The sequence below is a fragment of the Bifidobacterium catenulatum subsp. kashiwanohense JCM 15439 = DSM 21854 genome, assembly GCF_001042615.1.
Classification (GTDB): Bacteria; Actinomycetota; Actinomycetes; order Actinomycetales; family Bifidobacteriaceae; genus Bifidobacterium; species Bifidobacterium catenulatum.
This window is the reverse complement of sequence record NZ_AP012327.1, coordinates 963,369-984,367: the sequence shown is the minus strand read 5'-3', so window position 1 is coordinate 984,367 and position 20,999 is coordinate 963,369. Positions and strand designations below refer to the sequence as shown.

General features: G+C 56.1%; 16 protein-coding genes. 3 read left to right on the top strand and 13 right to left on the bottom strand.

All coding sequences use genetic code 11. From position 1 onward, the window contains the following. Window positions 1–8 precede the first annotated feature (8 nt). From alaS to BBKW_RS04185, 4 genes are all read right to left on the bottom strand, one after another. The gene (gene alaS, locus BBKW_RS04200) at window positions 9–2,687 is read right to left on the bottom strand and encodes an alanine--tRNA ligase (protein WP_033501216.1); all 2,679 of its coding nucleotides are present in this window, start codon (window positions 2,685–2,687) and stop codon (window positions 9–11) included. A gap of 87 nt (window positions 2,688–2,774) precedes the next feature. Further along, the gene (locus tag BBKW_RS04195; RefSeq protein ID WP_003835127.1) at window positions 2,775–3,011 is read right to left on the bottom strand and encodes a hypothetical protein; all 237 of its coding nucleotides are present in this window, start codon (window positions 3,009–3,011) and stop codon (window positions 2,775–2,777) included. Further along, window positions 3,011–3,400, bottom strand: coding sequence for a DUF948 domain-containing protein (locus tag BBKW_RS04190; RefSeq protein ID WP_033501217.1), 390 nt, complete (start codon window positions 3,398–3,400; stop codon window positions 3,011–3,013). Before BBKW_RS04190 ends, BBKW_RS04195 begins: the two co-directional genes overlap by 1 nt. A gap of 88 nt (window positions 3,401–3,488) precedes the next feature. Beyond that, a complete protein-coding gene (locus BBKW_RS04185) occupies window positions 3,489–4,163 on the bottom strand; it encodes a histidine phosphatase family protein (protein WP_033501218.1) in 675 nt (224 codons plus the stop codon). 53 nt (window positions 4,164–4,216) lie between these two features. Here BBKW_RS04185 and BBKW_RS04180 point away from each other — a divergent pair, with 53 nt between their 5' ends. Next, complete coding sequence (locus BBKW_RS04180) at window positions 4,217–4,582, top strand: phage holin family protein (RefSeq protein WP_033501253.1); 366 nt, start codon at window positions 4,217–4,219, stop codon at window positions 4,580–4,582. A 109-nt stretch (window positions 4,583–4,691) separates the two neighbouring features. On the opposite strand, the gene rpsD is transcribed toward BBKW_RS04180, so the two are convergent. The 5 genes from rpsD to BBKW_RS04155 form a co-directional block, all read right to left on the bottom strand. Then, window positions 4,692–5,318, bottom strand: a complete 627-nt coding sequence (gene rpsD, locus BBKW_RS04175; RefSeq protein WP_003835137.1) for a 30S ribosomal protein S4 — start codon at window positions 5,316–5,318, stop codon at window positions 4,692–4,694. A gap of 278 nt (window positions 5,319–5,596) precedes the next feature. Continuing rightward, complete coding sequence (locus BBKW_RS04170) at window positions 5,597–6,436, bottom strand: ABC transporter ATP-binding protein (RefSeq protein WP_128832397.1); 840 nt, start codon at window positions 6,434–6,436, stop codon at window positions 5,597–5,599. Next, window positions 6,433–7,647 carry an ABC transporter permease gene (locus BBKW_RS04165; protein WP_033501220.1) on the bottom strand — a complete coding sequence of 405 codons (1,215 nt, stop codon included), beginning with the start codon at window positions 7,645–7,647 and terminating at the stop codon, window positions 6,433–6,435. The genes BBKW_RS04170 and BBKW_RS04165 overlap by 4 nt, the downstream gene beginning before the upstream one ends. Before the next feature lie 7 nt (window positions 7,648–7,654). Next, window positions 7,655–8,053 (bottom strand): DUF4418 family protein, encoded by a 399-nt coding sequence (locus BBKW_RS04160; RefSeq protein ID WP_033501221.1) that lies wholly within the window; start codon window positions 8,051–8,053, stop codon window positions 7,655–7,657. A gap of 120 nt (window positions 8,054–8,173) precedes the next feature. After that, complete coding sequence (locus tag BBKW_RS04155; protein ID WP_033501222.1) at window positions 8,174–10,822, bottom strand: UvrD-helicase domain-containing protein; 2,649 nt, start codon at window positions 10,820–10,822, stop codon at window positions 8,174–8,176. Window positions 10,823–11,012: 190 nt separating this feature from the next. On the opposite strand from BBKW_RS04155, the gene BBKW_RS04150 reads away from it, so the two are divergent. Continuing rightward, window positions 11,013–11,594 carry a xanthine phosphoribosyltransferase gene (locus tag BBKW_RS04150; protein ID WP_033501223.1) on the top strand — a complete coding sequence of 194 codons (582 nt, stop codon included), beginning with the start codon at window positions 11,013–11,015 and terminating at the stop codon, window positions 11,592–11,594. Between the two features lie 60 nt (window positions 11,595–11,654). Beyond that, complete coding sequence (locus BBKW_RS04145; protein ID WP_128832396.1) at window positions 11,655–13,046, top strand: nucleobase:cation symporter-2 family protein; 1,392 nt, start codon at window positions 11,655–11,657, stop codon at window positions 13,044–13,046. Window positions 13,047–13,155: 109 nt separating this feature from the next. On the opposite strand, the gene BBKW_RS04140 is transcribed toward BBKW_RS04145, so the two are convergent. From BBKW_RS04140 to BBKW_RS04125, 4 genes are all read right to left on the bottom strand, one after another. Beyond that, a complete protein-coding gene (locus BBKW_RS04140) occupies window positions 13,156–14,991 on the bottom strand; it encodes an acyltransferase family protein (protein WP_051920321.1) in 1,836 nt (611 codons plus the stop codon). A gap of 274 nt (window positions 14,992–15,265) precedes the next feature. Beyond that, window positions 15,266–16,495: an acetate/propionate family kinase gene (locus tag BBKW_RS04135; protein ID WP_033501225.1), complete on the bottom strand. Its 1,230-nt coding sequence runs from the start codon at window positions 16,493–16,495 to the stop codon at window positions 15,266–15,268. Between the two features lie 88 nt (window positions 16,496–16,583). Continuing rightward, window positions 16,584–18,254, bottom strand: a complete 1,671-nt coding sequence (gene pta / locus BBKW_RS04130; protein WP_033501226.1) for a phosphate acetyltransferase — start codon at window positions 18,252–18,254, stop codon at window positions 16,584–16,586. A gap of 200 nt (window positions 18,255–18,454) precedes the next feature. After that, window positions 18,455–20,932 (bottom strand): phosphoketolase, encoded by a 2,478-nt coding sequence (locus BBKW_RS04125; protein WP_033501227.1) that lies wholly within the window; start codon window positions 20,930–20,932, stop codon window positions 18,455–18,457. Window positions 20,933–20,999: the final 67 nt, after the last annotated feature.

Below are 20,999 nucleotides of genomic sequence, written 5' to 3'. Positions count from 1 at the left end.
TTGGTGGTTCAGCCCTTCATGGCCTGATGGACCAGCGCCTCGAGAGCCTCGTCAATCTTGGTGGCGTCCGAACCGCCACCCTGAGCGAAGTCCGGCTTGCCGCCGCCACCGCCGCCGAGAATCTTAGACGCGCCTCGAACGAGATCTCCCGCCTTAATACCCTGCTTGCGTGCGGCTTCATTAGTGGCTACGGCAACCATGGGCTTGCCTTCCTCATTCACGCCAGAGAGGGCCACCACGACCGGGTTTTCCTCACCGAGCTGGCCACGGACGTCAAGTACGGTCTTGCGTAGCGCGTCGAAGGAACCGAAATGCTCGACGTTCTTCGCAGCCACCTTGACCGGAGCTTGAGAAGCCTTGGTCTCAGCAACCAGAACCGGAACGGAAGCTGAAAGCTGGGATTCATACATAGCCGCAAGACGGCGATCGGATTCCTTGAGCTTGGCAAGCAACGCATTCACGCGGTCGGCCAGCTCATCCGGACGGGCGTTGACCATGTCGGAAAGCTGGGACACCAACGCATGCTCGCGAGCGTTGAACTCGTAAGCGCTTTCGCCCACGACCGCATCAACACGGCGCACTCCGGAACCGATGGAAGCTTCGGACATGATGTTGATCGCGCCGATCTTACCTACATGATCGATGTGGGTACCGCCGCAAAGCTCACGGCTCCAGCCGTCTTCACCAATGGAAACCACACGCACGACGTCGCCGTATTTCTCTCCGAACAGGTGCATGGCACCCAGGGCGATGGCATCATCGAACTTCATTTCCTGAGTGGTGACGGCGAGGTTTTCGCGCAGCTTCTCATTGACACGGGCTTCCACGGAGTTCATCGCATCCTTGCTCGGAGCGCTGGACCACTGGAAGTCGAAACGCAGACGGTTCGGCGCATCTTCGGAACCGCGCTGGGTGGCCTGAGGACCAAGCTCCTCACGCAACGCCTTGTGCACCATGTGGGTAGCGGTGTGCGCGCGGGCGATGGCACCACGGCGATCAAGATCGATGTTGGCGTTGACCTCGGCACCGACAACCAGCGTACCTTCAGTCAGACGGCACTGGTGCACGATGAGATCCTTGATCGGCTTCTGCACATCGTCGACCTCGAGCACAGCGCCATCGTCGGAGAGGATCTCACCCTGATCGGCGAGCTGGCCACCGGCCTGCGCGTAGAACGGGGTACGATCGAGAATGACTTCGATATTGGCCGGACCGGTAACTGCGGGAACGGAGCCCTTGCCTTCCTGCATGATGCCCAGCACCTTGGCACGCGCGGACATGTCAGTGTAACCAAGGAAGTCGATGGGCTGAACCAGCGTCTTCTTGAAATCGTCGTAAACGGAAAGATCCACATTGTGGCGCTTCTTAAGAGCATCGGCACGTGCGCGGCTCTTCTGTTCGGCCATAAGCTCACGGAACTTGGCCTCATCGACCTTGACGCCCTGATCTGCAGCCATTTCGAGGGTGATCTCAATCGGGAAGCCATAGGTGTCGTGCAGCTTGAACGCATCTTCGCCGGAAACGGCGTCGGATCCGGATTCCTTGGCCTTTGCCACAGCGAGATCAAAGATTTCGGTACCGGATTCCAACGTGCGGCGGAACGCATCTTCCTCGCCGTAAGCCGCCTCGGACACATCATGGAAAGTGTTATCGAGTTCCGGATAGCTCGGCTCCATAGCCGCCTTGGAAGTCGGCAGCAGAGTCGGCATGACCGGACCGGTCACACCGAGTTCGCGCATGGCCTTGACGGTACGACGCAGCAGTCGGCGCAGCACATAGCCCCGACCGTTGTTGGATGGGCGCACGCCGTCAGACATGATCATCAAGGCAGAGCGCACGTGGTCGGCCACGATGCGGAAGCGCACGTCCATGGATTCGTCATCGCCATACGTACGGCCAGACAGCTTCTGAGCTGCTTCGATGACCGGGAAAACCTCGTCGGTCTCATAAATGTTCTGCTTGCCTTGCATCAGATAGGCAAGACGTTCCAGACCAGCGCCGGTGTCAATGTTCTTGTTCTCAAGTTCGCCCACGATGTGCAGGTCGGTCTTAGACTTGACATTATCGACCTCGTAGTTTTCGAACACGAGATCCCAAATTTCAATGTAGCGGTTCTCGTCGGCGATCGGGCCGCCTTCCACGCCATATTCCGGTCCACGGTCCACGTAGATTTCGGAGCACGGGCCGCCAGGGCCAGGACCACCGGTCGTCCAGAAGTTGTCTTCCATGCCCATGATCTGGATGTGTTCTGGGTCAACACCCTCGTTCTTCCACATCGAGCGGGCTTCCTCATCGTCGGTGAAAGTGGTCATCCACAGTTTCTCCGGATCGAAGCCGTAGCCGCCCTTGTCTTGCGGGGTGGTCAGCAGCTCATACGCATAATGGATGGCTTCTTCTTTGAAGTAATCGCCAAAGGAGAAATTGCCCAGCATCTGGAAAAAAGTACCGTGACGGGTGGTTTTGCCGACCTCGTCGATATCCAAAGTACGCACGCACTTCTGATTGGATGCCATGCGGCTCTTCGGCGGAGTCTGCTCGCCCATGAGGTAAGGAATGAACGGGACCATGCCTGCGATGGTGAACAGGGTGGTCGGGTTCGGAGAGATCAGCGATGCCGAAGGCACGATAAGATGGCCGTGCTTTTCGAAATAATCAAGATAGCGCTTCGCGATTTCAGAAGTGCGCATTTGAGATTGAGCTCCTTTTTTGTTGGAAGGCCTAATGCCTTCCAAAGAATTCGTAATTGTTGTCTGAACTTGTGTCACGCTGAAGAATCAGCTGATTTTGCTCGCATATTTGGTATTAAGTTCAGCCTCGCGGGCTCGGCGTGCTTTGTCGAACTCATTGAACAAGCCTTCAAGGGTACGTACGGCCACATGATCTTGGTCTGGTCCAAGCAGGAACTGCCTGGCCGCGTCAGGAGTGTTGGCCTTGACGTATGCCTGTGCCTTGGTCACGGCCACAGCACCGATGCCCACACCGATGGAAATCCAGAAGAGACGCTTGAACATCACTCCCCCTTGTTGCTTGCTGCGCTGTTGACGTTCTTCTTGTTCATGAAGGACTGCGCAGTGGTTTTCAGGGCATATGCCGCGGAAGCGACCTTAATGACCGGCTTACCGAGGAACGATCCATACAGATCGGTCAGCGCACCGACATTATTGGCCGTCGTGGAAGCCGCTGCGGAGATCTTGTTGACGTCTTCCAACGATTTGTTGACCTGCTGGACGGTGACCACACTTTCGTCAAGCGCGGGAATCGCATGATCCCCCGTATCTTTGACGGTCTCGGCGATCTGGTCGAACAGCTTACCGAGACGAATCAACGGGTAGATCATGAAACCAGCAAGAATCGCAAAAGCGATTGCCGCAATCAGACCGGCTATTTCTCCAACACCCATCTTGAACCTCTTTTCAGTCCCACGGTTGCCCGCGAACACAATACCCGCATAACAGTAGTAAAAAGCCCCGACCTAAGGCAAGCTATGTTCACTGGTTGTATGAAATGACGCTTACCGCTTCTTCGATGGGTTTCGTCGTATCGAAGTCAAGAGCGGTCACCGATCCATTGGCCGGGCGTTCACTCAAATCGTATCCTTCCGGAGCAAAACGGTGCATAAGGCTCAGCAGCGTGTTGCCGTGGGAAATCTGCAGCACATCATCGCCATCTTTCAACATGGGATTGGATGCGATCAAAGCAAAACCGGCTTCGACCCTCGCCCAATACTCGGCATCGGATTCGGCGTCATGGAACGGATCAGCCTCTTTGAGGAAGTCGCGCGTCGCACCAAGGCCGTACTTTTCAACGATGTCATTGTAGTTCTTCGCACCGTGGGGGCCTCCAGCGGCGGTCCATGCCACACCCATATCCTGGCCTTCGAAATAGCCGTAGAACTGTTCACGGAAATGCATGTCGCTCATCAATTGAGGGCGAACATGCCCGGACGCCTCGTTCGCATCGAGAATACGCTGGGCGGTCATCTGCGCACGCGTGGTGTCGGAGCAATATGCCGCGGCAAAATCGAAATCCTTCAATTTGTTTGCGGCTTTGTCTGCGTCGGCGATGCCGGATTCCGTCAATGGAGAATTCGACCAGCCCTGCAACCTGTTATATCGGTTGAAAAACGTCTGCCCGTGTCGGACGAGATGAAGATGAAGCAACATGGGTTCCATGCTACCCTCACGGTTTGAGCAAATTCATGCTATACGATGTTGTTATGGGTCATTTTATTTCTCGTTGGCTAATTCTTACTGTCGCGGCGGGCGTTATGGTCGCGGTTCTCCCCGGCATGCATGCCATCGGAGAGCCTCCTGTGCTTGGCGTTGCTGCGTTCGCTTTGTTCATGGCGCTGATCAACGCTTCCATCAAGCCGATCATCCACATCATCGCATTGCCGTTGTCGATTATTTCGTTCGGATTGGTCGCATTGGTGATCAACTGGCTGTTCATGCAGCTCGCATCATGGTTGGCGCTGTCGTTTTTCTCTGTGGGCGTCACTATTGACGGATTCGTATGGTCTGTGCTCGGCTCTCTTGTCATGACGATTGTCAGTGGCATTGTAGGAGGCATCATAGGCGACTAGGCGTTAACAGTTCGTTTACTAGATAGCGAAGAGCCTCGCAACCGTTGGGATTGCGAGGCTCTTGCTGTATGTCCTTATACTGTAGGTTCTTACAGTATGTAAATCCAGATCAGCGGGCGTAGAATTCGACCACGTACTGGATGTTGACCTGCACCGGGATCTCCTCGGCTTCAGGCTTGCGAGTCAGGGTGGCCTTCAGAGAAGGCAGGTTGACATCCAAGTAGCCCGGAACCGCCGGCAGCACATCGCGGTGCACGCCTTCGGCAGCGGCCTGGAAGGGAACCATGGTCTGGCTCTTGGCCTTGACCTGAATGGTCTGGCCAGGCTTGACACGGTAAGACGGGCGGTCGACGACGTTGCCGTCAACGAGGATGTGGCGGTGGACCACGAACTGACGGGCCTGGGCGGTGGTGCGGGCGAAGCCTGCACGCAGAACCAGAGCGTCAAGACGGGTCTCAAGGTCGGTCAGCATGGCGTTACCGGTCTGACCGGCGGTGTGGGTACCCTTCTCGTAAGCGGCGCGAAGCTGCTTCTCGGAGATGCCATACTGAGCGCGAAGACGCTGCTTTTCGCGCAGACGCACTGCGTAATCGGACTCAGTGCGACGGCGGGTGCGACCGTGCTCGCCCGGAGCATACGGACGCTTTTCGAAAATGCGCTGAGCCTTAGGGGTCAGTGCGATGCCGAGGGCGCGGGAAAGACGCACCTGGCGGCGAGAACGCTGAACGTTCGTCATTGGTTTAATCCTTTGTTTGTTCTGTCGTTGTCTGAACGGAACGCAAACCGGTTTCCCGATATGCGCTGAGCCAGCCTCTCCAGTGCTTCTTCGTGCAGAACACGAACGGCTTGAACACATGCCATAGTACAGCTCGTATCGGCCGCCGACCCACTGATGGGCTAAGACTCCAGACGGTGCGTCCCCTACGGGTGCACACCAATCGTCAATAATACACATGAGGGCGGGACGAGCTTGCCGTTCCGCCCTCTTCGGCATGTCACGCCGCCATTTCGACGCTATGCCTCAGACAGTACGCCTCTGTCCATGCGGTAAGTTCGATCCACATATGCGAGCGCATCCGGATCATGGGTGACCATGAGTACGGCCGTACCGTCTTTGGCGGCTTCCTGCAGTAGCCTCATAACGATGGCAGTGCTTTCGGCGTCTAAATCGCCGGTGGGCTCATCGGCAATCAGTAGTTTCGGACCGTTCATCAAAGCTCGCGCTATGCTGACACGTCTCATCTCACCACCGGAAAGTTCTTTCGGATAGCATTCCGCCAAGTCATCGACCTGCAGTCGGCGCAACAACGAGTGCGCACGTTCCACGGCATGATCCTGAACGAGATTGTTTTGCGTTTTTGCCACCGGAACCGCCGCAATGACATCCGGAAGTCCGTCATCGACCGTCTGTTCGGAAGGCGAATCAGAAGCGTTCTCTTCCGTCGCTTTCAAATCGTGCGAATCCGCAAGTACCTGGGTATCGCACTGCTCTGTTTTGCCGTTCTGCAGAACGGAAGGAAGAATCACATTGTCAAGCGCCGTAAGATTCTGCAACAACGTCTGGCTTTGCGTGACGAAACCGATGGTGCGATTGCGTACGATCGACATTTGCCTGTCATTCAGCCGCGTCACGTCGTTACCATCCAAATCGATGGATCCGGACGTGGGTTTAAGCAGACCGGTTATAAGATTCAGCAACGTGCTTTTACCATTGCCGGAACGTCCGACGATCGCCACAAACTCGCCTTGATTCAAGGTGAAATCGACATGATCCACAGCCGCGAACGGTTTGCCACGACGTGTGAACTCGCGAGTGAGCTCTTTTACTTCGAGAACCGTGTTTTCCGCCATCATTCACCTTCTCTCAAAGTCAGATAGGTTTCGGGAGCGGAAAGTTTCACCGCCGTCACTACGGAGGCAAGTAGTCCGGTAAGCACTGCGAACACGAAACTCACTGCGATCAATGCCAACACATTCCATATGTTGGTTTGCAGATATGGCAACTGCAGTTGCCGTCCGATAAGCGTACTGAACGGGAAAATCGCAAGCGATGCGACCGCAATGCCAACAACTCCGCCCGAAGCTCCAATCATGGCTGATTCCTTCACGATGATGGCAACCAAAGTGGAGCGATTGGCGCCAAGAATACGATACGCGGCGAATTCACGCTTACGTTCGTTCATGGCGGACGAAAACACCGCAAGCAGCACGATCAGGCCCATAATCCAGAACACCACGACGAAAATGGTCACGTAGCGAATAATCACGTTCAGATTGGATTTCGTGGTAGCCGTAATACCGCCTGGATACACGTATCCAAGGCTTTTGATTCCGGTCGTTTTGATGATGTTCGCAGCGACCTGCTGAGCGGAATAACCGTCTTTGACTTTGAGGAGCACTGCTGAAACGGCTTTGTCGGCATATTCTTCCGGTATGGCGGCATGACCCACCTTGGCGGAATAGCCGACCACGTCGGGAACGGTCTGCATGTTCACGAATACAGAATTGTCGAGTGACGTACCCGTGTTGGCAAGTTGCGCCGCCACTGGGAATTCATGTCCGTACAGTTTGACCGTGTTATCGCCCGACACGTTGATGCTGGCTCCGGCAACGATCTGACCGCGCTGGAGCGTGCCGTCGAACTGCGATGCGATCCAAGGGGTGATTACGAAGTCGGTATCTGGATTGAATCCGATGATCTGCACTTTTTCGTCGCAGCATGCGGCGGCCAGCGATGAGATATATGTTTGTTCCGTGATTTCGTCGATGCCATCGGCTTTCGCCACTTCACCGGTGATGTCGTTGGTGAAGTAGAACGTACTTGCTGATCCATTGGTCAGCAGCGCCTCGGCCTCGTTTTTGGTGTTTTGCGGCGTGACCATAAGATCGGCGCCCATACGTTCCTGCATGCTGTTCAAACCAGCCTCAAGATTCATGGACAGCAGCGAGCCTCCATAAAAGGCCACGGTAAGCATGGTGACGACGATGGTAAGCGCTGCAGTACGAAACGGTTTGCGCTTGAGGTTGACCAGCGGCAAACCGGCGAGGGTGATGTGATTCGCCATCGTAAGATCAGGCGCGCTTTGCCGGCTTGAGATCAAGATACGCGGCGATTGCCGCGAGCACGGCCAGCAGCACACCAAGCACGATCAGCGTCGGCAAGGTGACCATATGGCAGTGCATCATGGCACCCTTGCACACGCCGATAAGCACGGTCGGCACAGTGATGGTCAGCACACCAAGCACGGCATTGGCAATGTCAAGACCAGCACGGGTCTGATCGGAAACGAACAGTCCGGCGACACCAAGCACCGCAATCACAATGCCGATGCCGAGCGCGGCCTGAGCCGTGTAATGGCATGCCATCGGCGTTTCTTTGACCGCGCACACGTGGGCGAAGGTCTGCGGTGCGATGGCCACCAAAGCGCCAAGCAGAATCTGCGAAATACCGGCATACAGTTTCTTATTCATGTTTTTCCTCTCAAAAAGACAAGCATCGCCGATTATTGCAAGGTCTTTTTGAAAAAGAAAGTCTTGTTTTTTCTTCAACTTCGTGCTATAGAGAAAGGCTTCATATGCTTTCCAGCTTCATCACAGCATTTCGATGGGTGCCATACGCAGCAGCAAACGTTTGACCTCACCATTGCCAAAATCAACGGTAATGACCGAATTCGCGCCTTTGTCCTGTGTCTCGACGACCGTGCCCATGCCGAAATGGTCATGCGTGAGCCTGTCTCCGACATGCACGTCCGAGATGCTCAAGCCGCTCCGATTGTCGGTTTGGCTTGCCTGCGAAGATTTGGTCAGGTCCACAGGTTTGGTTTTCGGCTTGACGCGCCTAGTAGTGACCTTGCCAGATTTTCCGCTGGGCTTTCCAGAGCCGTACGAACCGTACGAAGAGCCATATGAGGAGCTCGATCCTGCTCCTGCATACGAACGTTGCGAACTGGAGCCGTATGAGGATGATGCGACGCGCGCGGATGAACCACCGTATTGCACGCGACCCGACCCATACGAGGACCGCGATCCATACATACCGGAACCATATGAGGAACCACCATAACTCGACTTTCCATATAAGGAACCACCGAACGGCACTGATCCGAAATCGTCGTCATCGTCCCAGCCGCCGAACTCGTCGTCATCATTCCGCCAGCTGGCACGCATGCGTTCGACTCCGGCCTCACGTCTTTTCCAATCGATCAGCTCGTCGGGAATCTCGTCAAGGAACTGGCTGGGCATCATATCGTTGGCTTGCCCCCATTGCGCACGCACGGCCGCACGCGTCACATACAGGCGACGCTTCGCGCGGGTGATGCCCACATAGGCAAGGCGACGCTCCTCGGCAAGCTCACTGGTGTCCTCCATAGCCCGCTGGTGCGGGAATGTTCCCTGCTCCATGCCGGTCAGGAATACGTACGGATATTCCAGACCCTTAGCCGTATGCAGGGTCATCATCGTTACTTTGCCGAAGTCCTCGTTCTCCCCCGGCAACTGGTCGGAATCGGCCACCAAAGCCGTAGTTTCCAAGAATCCCGCCAACGTGGCATCAGGCGTGTTCTGCTCGAATTCCGCAGCCACCGACTGCAGCTGGGAAAGATTGTCGACGCGGGAAGCGTCCTGCGGATCCTCGGAGCGCTGCAGCTCCTCCAAAATCCCACTCTTGGAGAGCACTTCGGCAACCACTTCGGATGGTTTCGTATCATGGTCCTTCGCGAAATCCGCAAGCCCATGCATCATGTCGCGGAACACGCCCAACGGCTTCGTCGTACGCGCGGACATGCCTTCAATCTGCTCCATATGTTCAATCGCACCAAAAAACGTAGCGTCGTGAGCATCCGCATACGCGGCAATGAGGCCTTCTGCACGAACGCCCAATCCACGCTTCGGCACGTTGAGGATGCGGCGGACGTTCACATTGTCCGCAGGATTCACGATGGCCTGCAGATATGCGAGCGCATCCTTGATTTCCCTACGCTCGTAGAATTTGGTGCCACCGACCAGCTGATATGGAAGATTGGCATTGATCATGGCTTCTTCAAGCGAACGTGATTGCGCGTTGGCACGGTACATGATGGCGATGTCGCGGTATGCGATGCCTTCCTCTTCGTGGATTCGCGCGATTTCGTTGGCTATCCACCCTGCTTCCTGCTGTGCGTTGTCGGCCGCGTATCCGACGATTTTGTCGCCTTCGCCAAGTGCTGTCCACAATTTTTTCGGCTTGCGATTTTCATTTCTTGCAATCACCGCGTTGGCTGCGTCGAGAATGGTCTGCGTCGAACGATAATTCTGCTCAAGCATGATGGTTTTCGCATTAGGGAAATCCTGCTCGAAATCCTGAATATTACGAATATCCGCGCCTCGGAACGCATAAATCGACTGGTCGGAATCACCTACCACCGTAATCCAAGACGGTCCGACACGGCCCGCGCCACGCATATGTTGATCGGGCTCTTCTCCCGAGTCAATGCCGGAAAGCTCGCGTACGAGCACATATTGCGCATGGTTGGTGTCCTGATACTCGTCCACAAAAATATAACGGAACTTATGCCGATAGTATTCGCTTACCTGTGGGCAACGCTGGAACAATTCGACGGTGCGCATGATCAGGTCGTCAAAATCCACGGCGTTCGCCATGGCCAGACGGCGCTGGTACTCCGCATAGACCACGGCGACCAGCTCGTCGACGTCGCCGGCCGAAACCTGATATCCGCGCTGGCCTGGCTTGTAGTCGCAGTTCACATTTTTTAGCTGGTCCTGCCATGAAGTCAATGAATTCTTGCAGTCGGAGATTTTGCCGAGCAGCATGCGCGGCGTATACCGTTTCGTATCGATGTTCAAATCGCCGCTGATGAGCTTGACCAAACGTTCGCAATCAGCCGTGTCATAAATGGAGAATCCAGAGGTAAGGCCGATTTCCTTGCCGTCTCGTCGGAGGATACGCACGCACGCGGAATGGAAGGTGGAGATCCACATATGTTCGGCTTCAGGCCCTACGAGAGCAGCAAGACGTTCACGCATTTCCGCTGCGGCCTTGTTCGTGAAGGTGATGGCGAGAATGCTGCTCGCCCAAAAACCGTGTGCCAGCAGCCATGCGATGCGTCTGGTGAGCACGCGGGTCTTACCGGATCCGGCGCCTGCTCCGATAAGCAGGGCCTGGCCGTAGTACTTCACCGCTTCCATCTGTTGCGGATTGAGGTCCTTGATTAGACTTTGCGGATCGCACAGGCTTGGCCCCATATTCTGCTCCACCGGTTCCTCTTTTCATGAAGATTCAAAGTCGATTACTGCGAAATTCATGTCTATCACACATGCAGGTCAGCGCAACACTCGCATGGTCAATTGACACGCGTATGCTGAACGTTTATATGCGGTTTACCGTATGTCAACATCAACGCCGCCTTATGCGGCCAATAATCTAAGGGGATTCATGAAGGAGCTCGAAGAGCGCATTCGCCTGCAGGGTACCGTCAAGCCGGGTAATGTGCTGAAAGTGGACGCTTTCCTCAACCACCAGTGCGATGTCGAATTGTTCGACCGCATGGGTGCCGCTTGGGCGGAGCATTTTGCCGATAAGACCATCGATAAGATCCTGACCATTGAAGCTTCCGGCATTGGTATCGCCTGTGTTGCCGCGCGTCATTTCGACAATGCACCTGTGGTGTTCGCCAAGAAGGCGCAGTCCATCAATCTCGATGGCGACCAGTACACCACCACCGTCTACTCCTTCACCAAGCAGAAGGAATTCCCCGTCATCGTGTCCAAGAGGTATCTCAACGAAGGCGACCATGTGCTGTTGCTTGATGACTTCCTGGCCAACGGCAAGGCTCTGAAGGGCCTGATTAATCTGTGCCATGATGCCGGAGCGACGGTCGAGGGCATCGGCATCGCGGTGGAGAAAGGTTTCCAAGGCGGCGGCGATGAGTTGCGTGCAGCGGGATACGACGTTGATTCCCTGGCAATCGTGGAGTCGATGGATCCGGAAACCGGTGTCATCGAGTTCCGCTCCTGATCGTTGTATCTTAGGGCACGTATCAGCAACCATTACAACCTGTTGCTCATCACAGTATGAATGAATAAGAGAGGATTCGTTGTGAGCGAAGAGAAGAAGAAAGACAATACGAACGAAAAGAAGGGCGTTTCCTTTGAAGCATTAAGCAGCTTGGACGCACCTGTTTCGTTCTGGAAGGGCATCCCGTTCGGCCTGCAGCATGTCATGGCGATGTTCGTGTCCAATCTGGCTCCGATTTTCCTAGTGGCTTCCGCCGCCAACATGAGTGCCGAGCAGTCTGCCACGATCATTCAGGCCGGTCTGCTGGTGGCAGGTCTGGGCACTTGCCTGCAGCTGTACGGCGTGTGGCTGATCGGCTCCCGACTGCCAATGGTCACGGGCATTTCCTTCACATATGTGGCCGCCGCCATGTCGATCGCCCAGAATCAAGGCTATGGCGCTGTTGCCGGCGCCGTCGTGCTTGGCGGCCTATTGGAGGTAGTGCTTGGTTTGACCGCCAAGTATTGGCGTCGCTTCGTGCCGCCGATCGTATCCGCGATTGTGGTTACGTCGATTGGTTTTTCGCTGCTTTCCGTTGGTGCCACCAGTTTCGGCGGTGGTTCCGGCGCTAAGGATTTCGGAAGCTGGCAGAATCTTACGCTCGGTCTGATTTCGCTGGTCGCCTGCTTGGCTTTCCAGCTGCTGATGAAGGGTACCGCCAAGCAGCTTTCCGTGCTGTTCGGCTTGGTTGTCGGCTATGTTGCAGCGATTTTTATGGGCAAGGTCGATTTCTCTGGATTCTCGAATCTGCAGGCCGTGTCCGTGCCGCATTTCATGCCTTTCCAGCTTGAATTCGATCCGGGTGCGATTATCTCCTTCGCCTTGCTGTACGTCGTGTCTTCCGTAGAGGTGCTCGGCGATACCGCGGCACTCACCAAGGTTGGTCTCGACCGCCAGCCTACCGATAAGGAGACTGCAGGCGCCATTGCAGGAGACGGTCTCATCTCCTCCGTCTCTGGCCTGTTCGGATGCCTCCCGTTGACATCGTTCGCACAGAATATCGGCTTGGTCGCCATGACCAAGGTCGTCAATCGTAAGGTGATTCTTTCCGGTGGTCTGATTCTGGTGATCGCAAGCTTCGTTCCTGCTGTGGCGGAAGTGTTCAATTCCCTGCCGCAGGCCGTGCTTGGCGGCTGCACCATCATGATGTTCGGTAACATCATTCTGTCTGGCTTCCAGATGATTTCCGAGGCCGGCTACACGCAGCGCAACATCACCATTGCAGCGTTGAGCCTCACCATCGGTATCGGTTTCACGCAGGTCGGTGACATTTTCGTCAACTTCCCGCCGCTGTTCCAGTCCATCTTCGCATCCAACTGCATCGCTGTGTCGTTCGTTGTGGCCGTGCTGTTGAACGCGCTGCTGCCGAGCGAAGAGCATTTCCTGTCGGCTCCACAGCATCAGGAAGACTGAGACTATTCAGTCTTAAGGTGATATGAGGAATCCCCCTGCTCAAACGAGTCAGGGGGATTCCTCATATTCATCGCAAAACTGCTTTATCACGATTCACGAGAAGCTATTCTCAGTGTCCTTGCTTAATCCAGTTCGTAATCGCATCCTTAACGGCTTGGGCGTACAACGTATTGGACATGCCGGGGTGAATACCATCTCCGGCAAGCTCATCAGGATACGCCGAAATCGTAGCATCCCAGTCAACGAGAACAACATTGTCGGAATGGGCGGCCGCGAAGTCGCTCAACGCGTCGTTCGTTCCGGAAACCCAAGACACAGGGGCATGCGCGTTAATCAGCACAAGCACATGATTCGGTCCAATGTCGTTCAGTATGTCATTGAGTTGGCCATCGGTCACCGCTGAATTCGTAGCCAAGCCAACCAGCACCCATTGGCGCAATCCTTCCGGCTGGCTTTTGGCTTTGTCTATAAGTCCCAACGCCTTGGTCATCGAGCGTGAGGTTTCCGCATCAACAGTGATTCCAGGGAAAACGGATTGCAAACCTTTACTGGAGGCAAGCATCACCGAGTCACCGAATGCGACCATCTGCTGCCCGTTAGGCATGGTGTGTACGGGTTTCTTGGGCGTTGGCGGATGCTTCCTATCGAAGTCGAGATGCATGCCCTGCTGCTCTTTCAGCATTCTCGCATTCTCTTCCAACGCGCGTTCCACACTGGTCTGCTTTGGTGCGTTGTCCACCACGTATCCGGACATCAAGCATGTGCTCAATACCACGACGATCGTTATCCAGCATCTGGCAGCATCCCACATGCCATTTTCCGGAAGAGGACGAATCATGGCGATGAATCCGCCTCGGGCAACAGGCTGTTCCACTAACTTCCACGACATGGCGGTACAACATGCGGTAAGAGCGAGTGTGATTAGCAGCATCCATCCAAGATGCCGCGCACCCCACTGGGGGAACATCGCCTTGGTGAACAACCACAAAGGCCAATGCCACAGGTAAATGCCGTATGAATACCTGCCGACCACATCAAATGGTTTGAACACCAGCAGATCCTGCATCCAAGATCCGAAAGGAATGGAACCGGCGACCAGAACCACTGAAAGTAGCGAAGCCGCGAAAATCCCTCCATAGAAAGCAGCAGGACCCTGCTCAACGTGCTGCATCATCCATAACAGAATCAGTAATGCCACAAAAGCCACCGCAGGGCCGATCTTGCTCCAGACCAGACGAGCGCATTCCATGATCGCCGTTTCTTCCGGACGACCGTTGCCACGCCGTATGATCATCAGCAGCCATGCCAGCATGGCGCCTAGCCAAAGTCCCATGGCATGTGTGTCCGAACCGAAATACACTCTGGTTGGATCGGTTCCCGGGTGATACTGCAATCCCATAGAAAGCGCACTACACACGGCGAGTCCAGCAAGTACCGCCACCGGCACCCAACGTACCAGAATTTTTCGAAGCAGGTAGATCAGCAAAGGAGCCAGCAGATAGAACTGCATCAGTACCGACATGAACCACAGATGACGGAACATGTCTGGGTTCATCTGCGAGAAATAGCTGGCGCCACTGCCGATGGCATACCAGTTGTAACAACCCAACATAGCCGTCACTATCTGGTTTTTAATGCCCACCAACATGTCTTGGTTGATGAACCATGCCAACGATACGGTGACAGGAATCATCAGAATCAACGCCGGGTATATTCTGTGCAGACGCTTGAGGTAGTATTCCTTGAAACCTATTCCCTTGCCGGAATCAATATGATTCAGCAACGACGAGAAAATCAGAAAACCTGAAATGGTGAAGAATACGTCAACACCTAGGAATCCACCCCGTAGCGTGCCTTGGTCGCAGTGATACAACACTATCGCGATCAAGGCGATGCCTTTGAGGCCATTCAGACCGACGAAACGACGTCTTACCACAACAATCAACCGCTTCTCTCAACATGCGACGTATGTGCGTAATAGGCACAACGTTTCGTATCGTACTACCAGCCCCTCCCCCATTATGCGGAGCATGAACAGATATGGAAAGGCGTTGTCTGGGACGATTGGAAACGTTCGAGGAACGAGACCTTGGAAGCGGCGGAAACATAACGATTATTCGAAAGAGGACCGTACGTCCATTGGTATTGATTTGACGCCAATGGACGTACGGTCCTCTTCATACGGTCCCGTCAATCATCTGACTGCGGGATCTCCTCGCTCACTTGGAGAAGACGTCGCCGTAAGTGTCTTCGCCTGCTTCTGCGATGGCCGCGGACTTGCGGGCGATTGCCAGCTCCTCGTTGGTCGGAATGACGCAGATGGTGATCTTGGAATCCGGGGTGGAGATGATGCGCGGTTCCTTGGAACGGGTGGCGTTCTTCTCTTCGTCCAGCTTGACGCCGAACGGGGCGAGCTTGTCGCACACCATCTTGCGGACCACGTCATCGTTCTCGCCGACGCCTGCGGTGAAGGTGATCACATCTACGCCGCCCATCTGAGCGGTGTAGTTGCCGATGTAGCCGACGATGCGGTGCACGTAGACGTCAAGAGCCAGCTTGGCGTCCTCGTTGCCTTCGGCGACCAGACGGTGAACCTCACGGAGATCGCCGAAGCCGGTCATGCCCATCATGCCGGAACGCTTGTTGAACAGAGCGTCGAGCTCATCCACGTTCATGTGGGCGTTGCGGATCAGGTGGAAGACGACGGCCGGATCGATATCGCCGGTACGACCACCCATCATGAGGCCTTCGAGCGGGGTCAACCCCATGGAGGTCTCGACCGGCTTTCCGGAGACCTCTGCGGAAGCGGAAGCGCCGTTGCCAATATGCAGCACGATCTGCTTGAGGCCTTCAGCCGGCTTACCGATGACGTCCGGCACCACGGAGGAGATGAACTCGTGGGAGGTGCCGTGGGCGCCGTAACGGCGGATGTGGTACTGGTCGGCGATTTCCTTGTTCAACGCGTAGGTACTTGCGGCCTTCGGCAGCTGGAAGAAGAAGGAGGAATCAAACACGAAGATCTGTGGAACGTCCGGCAGGAGCGCACGCATGACTTCAGCGCCCTTGGCTTCCGGACCGTTGTGCAGCGGCGCGAGCACCGCGAGGTCCTTGACCTGGTTGATGGTCTTGTCGGTGACCAGAGCCGGGTTCGGGAAGATGGAACCGCCCTGCACCACGCGGTGGCCGACTGCCACGATGCCGGCCTCGTCCAGCTTCGGGCCGAACTCGTTGAAGAAGCCGAGCACGCGCTTCAGACCCTGCTCGTGGTCGTGGATCGGCTCTTCCAGCTCATGCTTCTCGCCGTTGAACTCGTGCTTGTAGTGGCCGTCAACCGGCTCGCCGATCTTCTCGACCAGGCCGGAAGCAATACCTTCACCGGTTTCAAGATCAACCAGCTGATACTTGATAGAGCTGGAACCGGAATTGATGACAAGGACGGTTTTCGCCATTGTGGGCATCCTCCATGTGTTAATCGATGTGCCGCTTGCGCGACTTTCCAAACTTTAGATTACTCTTTGCTTGCTACAAAATAGCGTTTTACTGGGCTTCGATGGCGGTCAGGGCAACAGTGTTGATGATGTCTTGCACGGTCGCGCCACGGCTCAGGTCGTTGACCGGTCGGTTCAAGCCCTGCAGCACCGGTCCGACGGCCACTGCGCCGGAGGAACGCTGGACGGCCTTGTACCCGATGTTGCCCGCGCACAGATCCGGGAACACGAACACGTTGACGTGGCCCGCCACATCGTTGCCCTTGGCCTTGGTGGCTGCGACGGTCGGCGACCAAGCCGCGTCGAACTGGATGGAGCCGACAACCGCGAGATCCGGAGCCTTCTCCTTCACGAGTGCGGTTGCTGCTTCCACGAGGTCGACGTCCGGTCCCTTGCCGGATCCCAGTGTGGAATACGACAGCATGCCGACCTTCGGATTGAGGCCGAACGCCTTTGCCGTTTCGGCGGACTGGATTGCGATTTCCGCAAGTTGCTCAGCGGACGGGTTCAGATTGATGGCGCAGTCAGAGAACACGGCGACATGATCCTTGAAGCACATGAGGAACGCGCCGGACACGAGGGAAGATCCCGGCTTGGTCTTGATGACCTGCAATGCCGGACGTACGGTGTTGGCCGTGGAGTTGGTGGATCCGGAAACGAGACCGTCTGCTTTACCGAGCACCACGAGCATGGTGCCAAAGTAGCTGTCATCGGTGAGCTGCTTGCGTGCCTGTTCCTCGGTCATGCCCTTCTTGGCACGCAGCTCGCACAGTTTGGCGACCATCGGAGCGAGTACTTCCTCGTCGTCCTTGGCCTGGAACTGCGCCTTTTCAAGGGATTTGAGTCCAAGCTCCTCACCGCGGGCGAGAATGCTTTCCTTGTCTCCGACGATGATCAGATCGACGATATCACGCTCGAGCAGATAGTCGGCTGCCTTGATGATGCGGTCTTCGGTTCCTTCCGGAAGCACGATGGTTCTCTTGTCTGCCTTGGCCTTGCCCAGCAGGCTGTACTGGAATGCGTATGGCGTGGTCGGAGCCTCGAACGGAGCCTCGACAGCGGAAATAAGCTCTTCTGCGTTGACATTCGCCTCGAATGCTTTCGTGGCCTTGGCCACGGCGTCTTCCTCGTCGAAATCAACGGCGGGTAGTGTCCACACCGGCACCTCGTAACTTGCGAACTCCTCCTTGAGGGGTTCCACCTGCTCATCTTTGCATCCGGTGACGAACACGCCGGCGACCGTGCTTCCTGCATTCTCAATGATGGCTTTCGACGCCTCGACGGTGCCCAGGACCTGTTCCGGAGTGCGGTTGATGGTGCATACGGCAAGAAGCACGACGGACTTAAGATCTGCAGCTACGTCAGCGTTGAACGCAAAGATGGACGGGTCGTTGATGGCGGATTTGTCCGTTCCGACAATAACCACGGCTTCGGGCTGGGCGGTTTCGATGGCTTCTGTGTAGGCGGCCACGATATCGGCCCGGGCACCTTCCTTGTCGGTGCGTGCGCGCTTCGGGCAAACACCTACGGATTGTTCACGCCCCAGCCCCGCGTTGCTTGCTTCAAGAAGAACGTCGGTGAAGGTTTCCTTTCGGCAAACCGCCGGGCGGAACACGGCCGTTTTCTTGGCAGCCGATAATGCCTTGGTGACGCCAAGGGCCACGACGTTGCGGCCGTTTGCGGCTTCAGGGCTGATGATGGTGACGCTGGTTAGACTCACGATGTCTGCTCCTATTCGTTGTTTTTAAGGTGTGTGACTGCGCTGTTTCGCACCATGTGCCATTGTAATGCGTGAACGATAACAGACACGCATTTCATGACATGATGTCGCAACGTATTACAGAGTTACAGATATGGCAAAAGCCCCAAGGGAAAATCCCTTGGGGCTTTGTTCAAGCAATCAGCCTATAGAGGCTAGACTCACTCGTTATCGCCAGCGGTTGCGGCGGTAGCGGAGACAGCACCCTGCTTGGTGGTGTTGACACCGGAGTAGACCCAGTCGGTGTAGTCCGGGTGATCGTAGCCGTTGTCGACTGCGAACTGGAAGGCTTCCTGACGGAAGGCTTCGAGCTCGTCGATCTTCTCGGCGTACTTGTCAGCATCGATCATGCGCAGAGCTTCGGCAACGAGTTCGTAACGGTCGATGTTGTTCACGCGAACCATGTCGTACGGAGTGGTGGTGGAGCCCTGCTCCTCATAGCCGTGGACGTTGAAGTTGTCGTGGTTCGGGCGATCGTAGATCAGACCACGCACGTCGCGGGCGTAGGAGTGGTAAGCGAACAGGACCGGCTTGTCTTCGGTGAACAGCTCAGCGAAGTCAGCGTCGGAGATAGCCTGATCGTTCTCCTTGGTGGACTGCAGCTTGACCAGATCCACAACGTTAACGACCTTGAACTTGATGCCGAGCTCGTTGAGCTTGTCGGCAGCAGCCATGATCTCCTGAGCCGGAACGTCGCCAGCGGAGGCGAGAACGATCTGGGCTTCGTCGTTGGACTTGGCGGTGGAAGCCCACTCCCACTCAGCAGCACCCTTCTCGAGCTCAGCGCGAGCTTCGTCCAGGGTCAGCCAGGTAGCGGCCGGCTGCTTACCAGCGATGATCGCGTTGATCATGTTGGTGGACTTGTAGCACTTCTCAGCCACAGCGAGCAGCATGTTGGAATCCACCGGGAAGTAGATACCGATCACGTGATCGTTGTTGAAGCACTTGTTCAGCAGGACGGAGGTGACACCCGGATCCTGGTGAGAGAAGCCGTTGTGATCCTGACGCCACACGTGGGAGGAAACAAGCAGGTTCATGGAAGAGATCGGCTTGCGCCACGGAATCTCGCGGACGGTAGCCTCGAGCCACTTGGCGTGCTGGTTCAGCATGGAGTCGATCACGTGCACGAAGGACTCGTAGGAGCTCCAGATGCCGTGGCGGCCGGTGAGCAGGTAGGCCTCGAGGAAGCCTTCCATCTGATGCTCGGAGAGCTGCTCAGTGACCTGACCGGTGACAGCCATGTGCTCGTCAACCTGGGAGGACAGGTAGCCGGCGTCCCACTGCTTGCTGGTGACGTCGTAAGCGGCCTGCAGACGGTTGGAAGCGGTCTCATCCGGTCCGAAGATGCGGAAGGAGTCCGGGTTGTTCTTGATGATGTCGCGGGTGTAGACGCCCAGACGACGGGTTGCCTCGAGCTGGCCCCAGCCGTGGCCGTACTCGGCGACTTCCTTGACCTCGTAGTCTTCGAGGGCCGGCAGGTTCAGCTCTTCGCGGATCACACCACCGTTAGCGTTCGGGTTGGCACCGATACGCAGTTCGCCAGTCGGCATGAAGGCGGTGACTTCCGGCTTCACAGCACCGTTCTCGTCGAACAGCTCTTCCGGATTGTAGGACTCGAGCCAGTTCTTGAGGACTTCGAAGTGAGCCTCAGTATCGCGGGCGGAAGCCAGCGGGACCTGGTGGGAACGCCAGGAGCCTTCGGTCTTCTTGCCGTCGATGAACTTCGGGCAGGTCCAGCCCTTCGGGGTGCGGAAGATGATCATCGGGTAGAACGGACGAGTCATGTCGTCGGTCTGAGCTGCGGCCTTGATGTCGCAGATCTCGTCGAAGACGGTCTCGAACAGCTCAGCGAAACGACGGTGGATCGACAGGTGATCCTCGTTGTCGAAGCCAGCGACGAACTCGTACGGCTCATAGCCCATGCCGTGGAAGAACTCGTGGAGCTCTTCGTCGGAGATGCGGGACAGGATGGTCGGGTTGGCGATCTTGTAGCCGTTGAGGTGCAGGATCGGCAGCACGATACCGTCGGTGCGCGGGTTGATGAGCTTGTTGGACTGCCAGCCGGTAGCCAGCGGGCCGGTCTCAGCTTCGCCGTCGCCGACGATGGCCGGAACGAACAGGCTCGGGTTGTTCATCACAGCGCCGTAGGCGTGGGACAGGGCGTAACCCAGCTCACCACCTTCGTGGATGGAGCCCGGAGTCTCCGGAGCGTAGTGAGACGGGATGCCGCCCGGGTAGGAGAACTGGCGGAAGAACTTCTGCAGACCAGCTTCGTCCTTGGTGATCTTCGGGAAGGTCTCAGTGTAGGTGCCGTCCAAGTAGGACTGAGCGGTACCAGCCGGGCCGCCGTGGCCCGGGCCCATGATGATCACAGTGTTCTGCTTGTGATCAGCGATGAGACGGTTGATGTGGCCGATGAGGAAGTTCAGGCCCGGGGTGGTGCCCCAGTGACCGACCAGACGGTGCTTGACGTCTTCGCGGGTGAAAGGCTCCTTCATCAGCGGGTTGCTACGCAGATAGATCTGGCCGATGGAGAGGTAGTTGGCTGCACGCCAGTACTTATCCACGCCTTCGATAGCTTCCTCGGAAACCGGAGCGTTCAGCTTCTTCCAAGGGGTGCCAATAACAGGACTCGTCATGTGTACTCCTGTACTCCTGCACTGTGTTGTGCGATTGTTTATTTTCATTCGGTCCTGAATCTTGCAA

Bases quoted from the DNA above. Each gene is read 5' to 3' on its own strand.
- BBKW_RS04195 (WP_003835127.1), bottom strand. From the start codon at position 3,011: ATGTTCAAGCGTCTCTTCTGGATTTCCATCGGTGTGGGCATCGGTGCT.
- BBKW_RS04125 (WP_033501227.1), bottom strand. From the start codon at position 20,932: ATGACGAGTCCTGTTATTGGCACCCCTTGGAAGAAGCTGAACGCTCCG.
- BBKW_RS04155 (WP_033501222.1), bottom strand. From the start codon at position 10,822: ATGGGGCCAAGCCTGTGCGATCCGCAAAGTCTAATCAAGGACCTCAAT.
- BBKW_RS04180 (WP_033501253.1), top strand. From the start codon at position 4,217: ATGGGTCATTTTATTTCTCGTTGGCTAATTCTTACTGTCGCGGCGGGC.
- BBKW_RS04165 (WP_033501220.1), bottom strand. From the start codon at position 7,647: ATGGCGAATCACATCACCCTCGCCGGTTTGCCGCTGGTCAACCTCAAG.
- BBKW_RS04170 (WP_128832397.1), bottom strand. From the start codon at position 6,436: ATGATGGCGGAAAACACGGTTCTCGAAGTAAAAGAGCTCACTCGCGAG.
- BBKW_RS04135 (WP_033501225.1), bottom strand. From the start codon at position 16,495: ATGGCGAAAACCGTCCTTGTCATCAATTCCGGTTCCAGCTCTATCAAG.
- rpsD (WP_003835137.1), bottom strand. From the start codon at position 5,318: ATGACGAACGTTCAGCGTTCTCGCCGCCAGGTGCGTCTTTCCCGCGCC.
- BBKW_RS04150 (WP_033501223.1), top strand. From the start codon at position 11,013: ATGAAGGAGCTCGAAGAGCGCATTCGCCTGCAGGGTACCGTCAAGCCG.
- alaS (WP_033501216.1), bottom strand. From the start codon at position 2,687: ATGCGCACTTCTGAAATCGCGAAGCGCTATCTTGATTATTTCGAAAAG.
- BBKW_RS04190 (WP_033501217.1), bottom strand. From the start codon at position 3,400: ATGGGTGTTGGAGAAATAGCCGGTCTGATTGCGGCAATCGCTTTTGCG.
- BBKW_RS04145 (WP_128832396.1), top strand. From the start codon at position 11,655: ATGAATAAGAGAGGATTCGTTGTGAGCGAAGAGAAGAAGAAAGACAAT.
- BBKW_RS04185 (WP_033501218.1), bottom strand. From the start codon at position 4,163: ATGTTGCTTCATCTTCATCTCGTCCGACACGGGCAGACGTTTTTCAAC.
- BBKW_RS04160 (WP_033501221.1), bottom strand. From the start codon at position 8,053: ATGAATAAGAAACTGTATGCCGGTATTTCGCAGATTCTGCTTGGCGCT.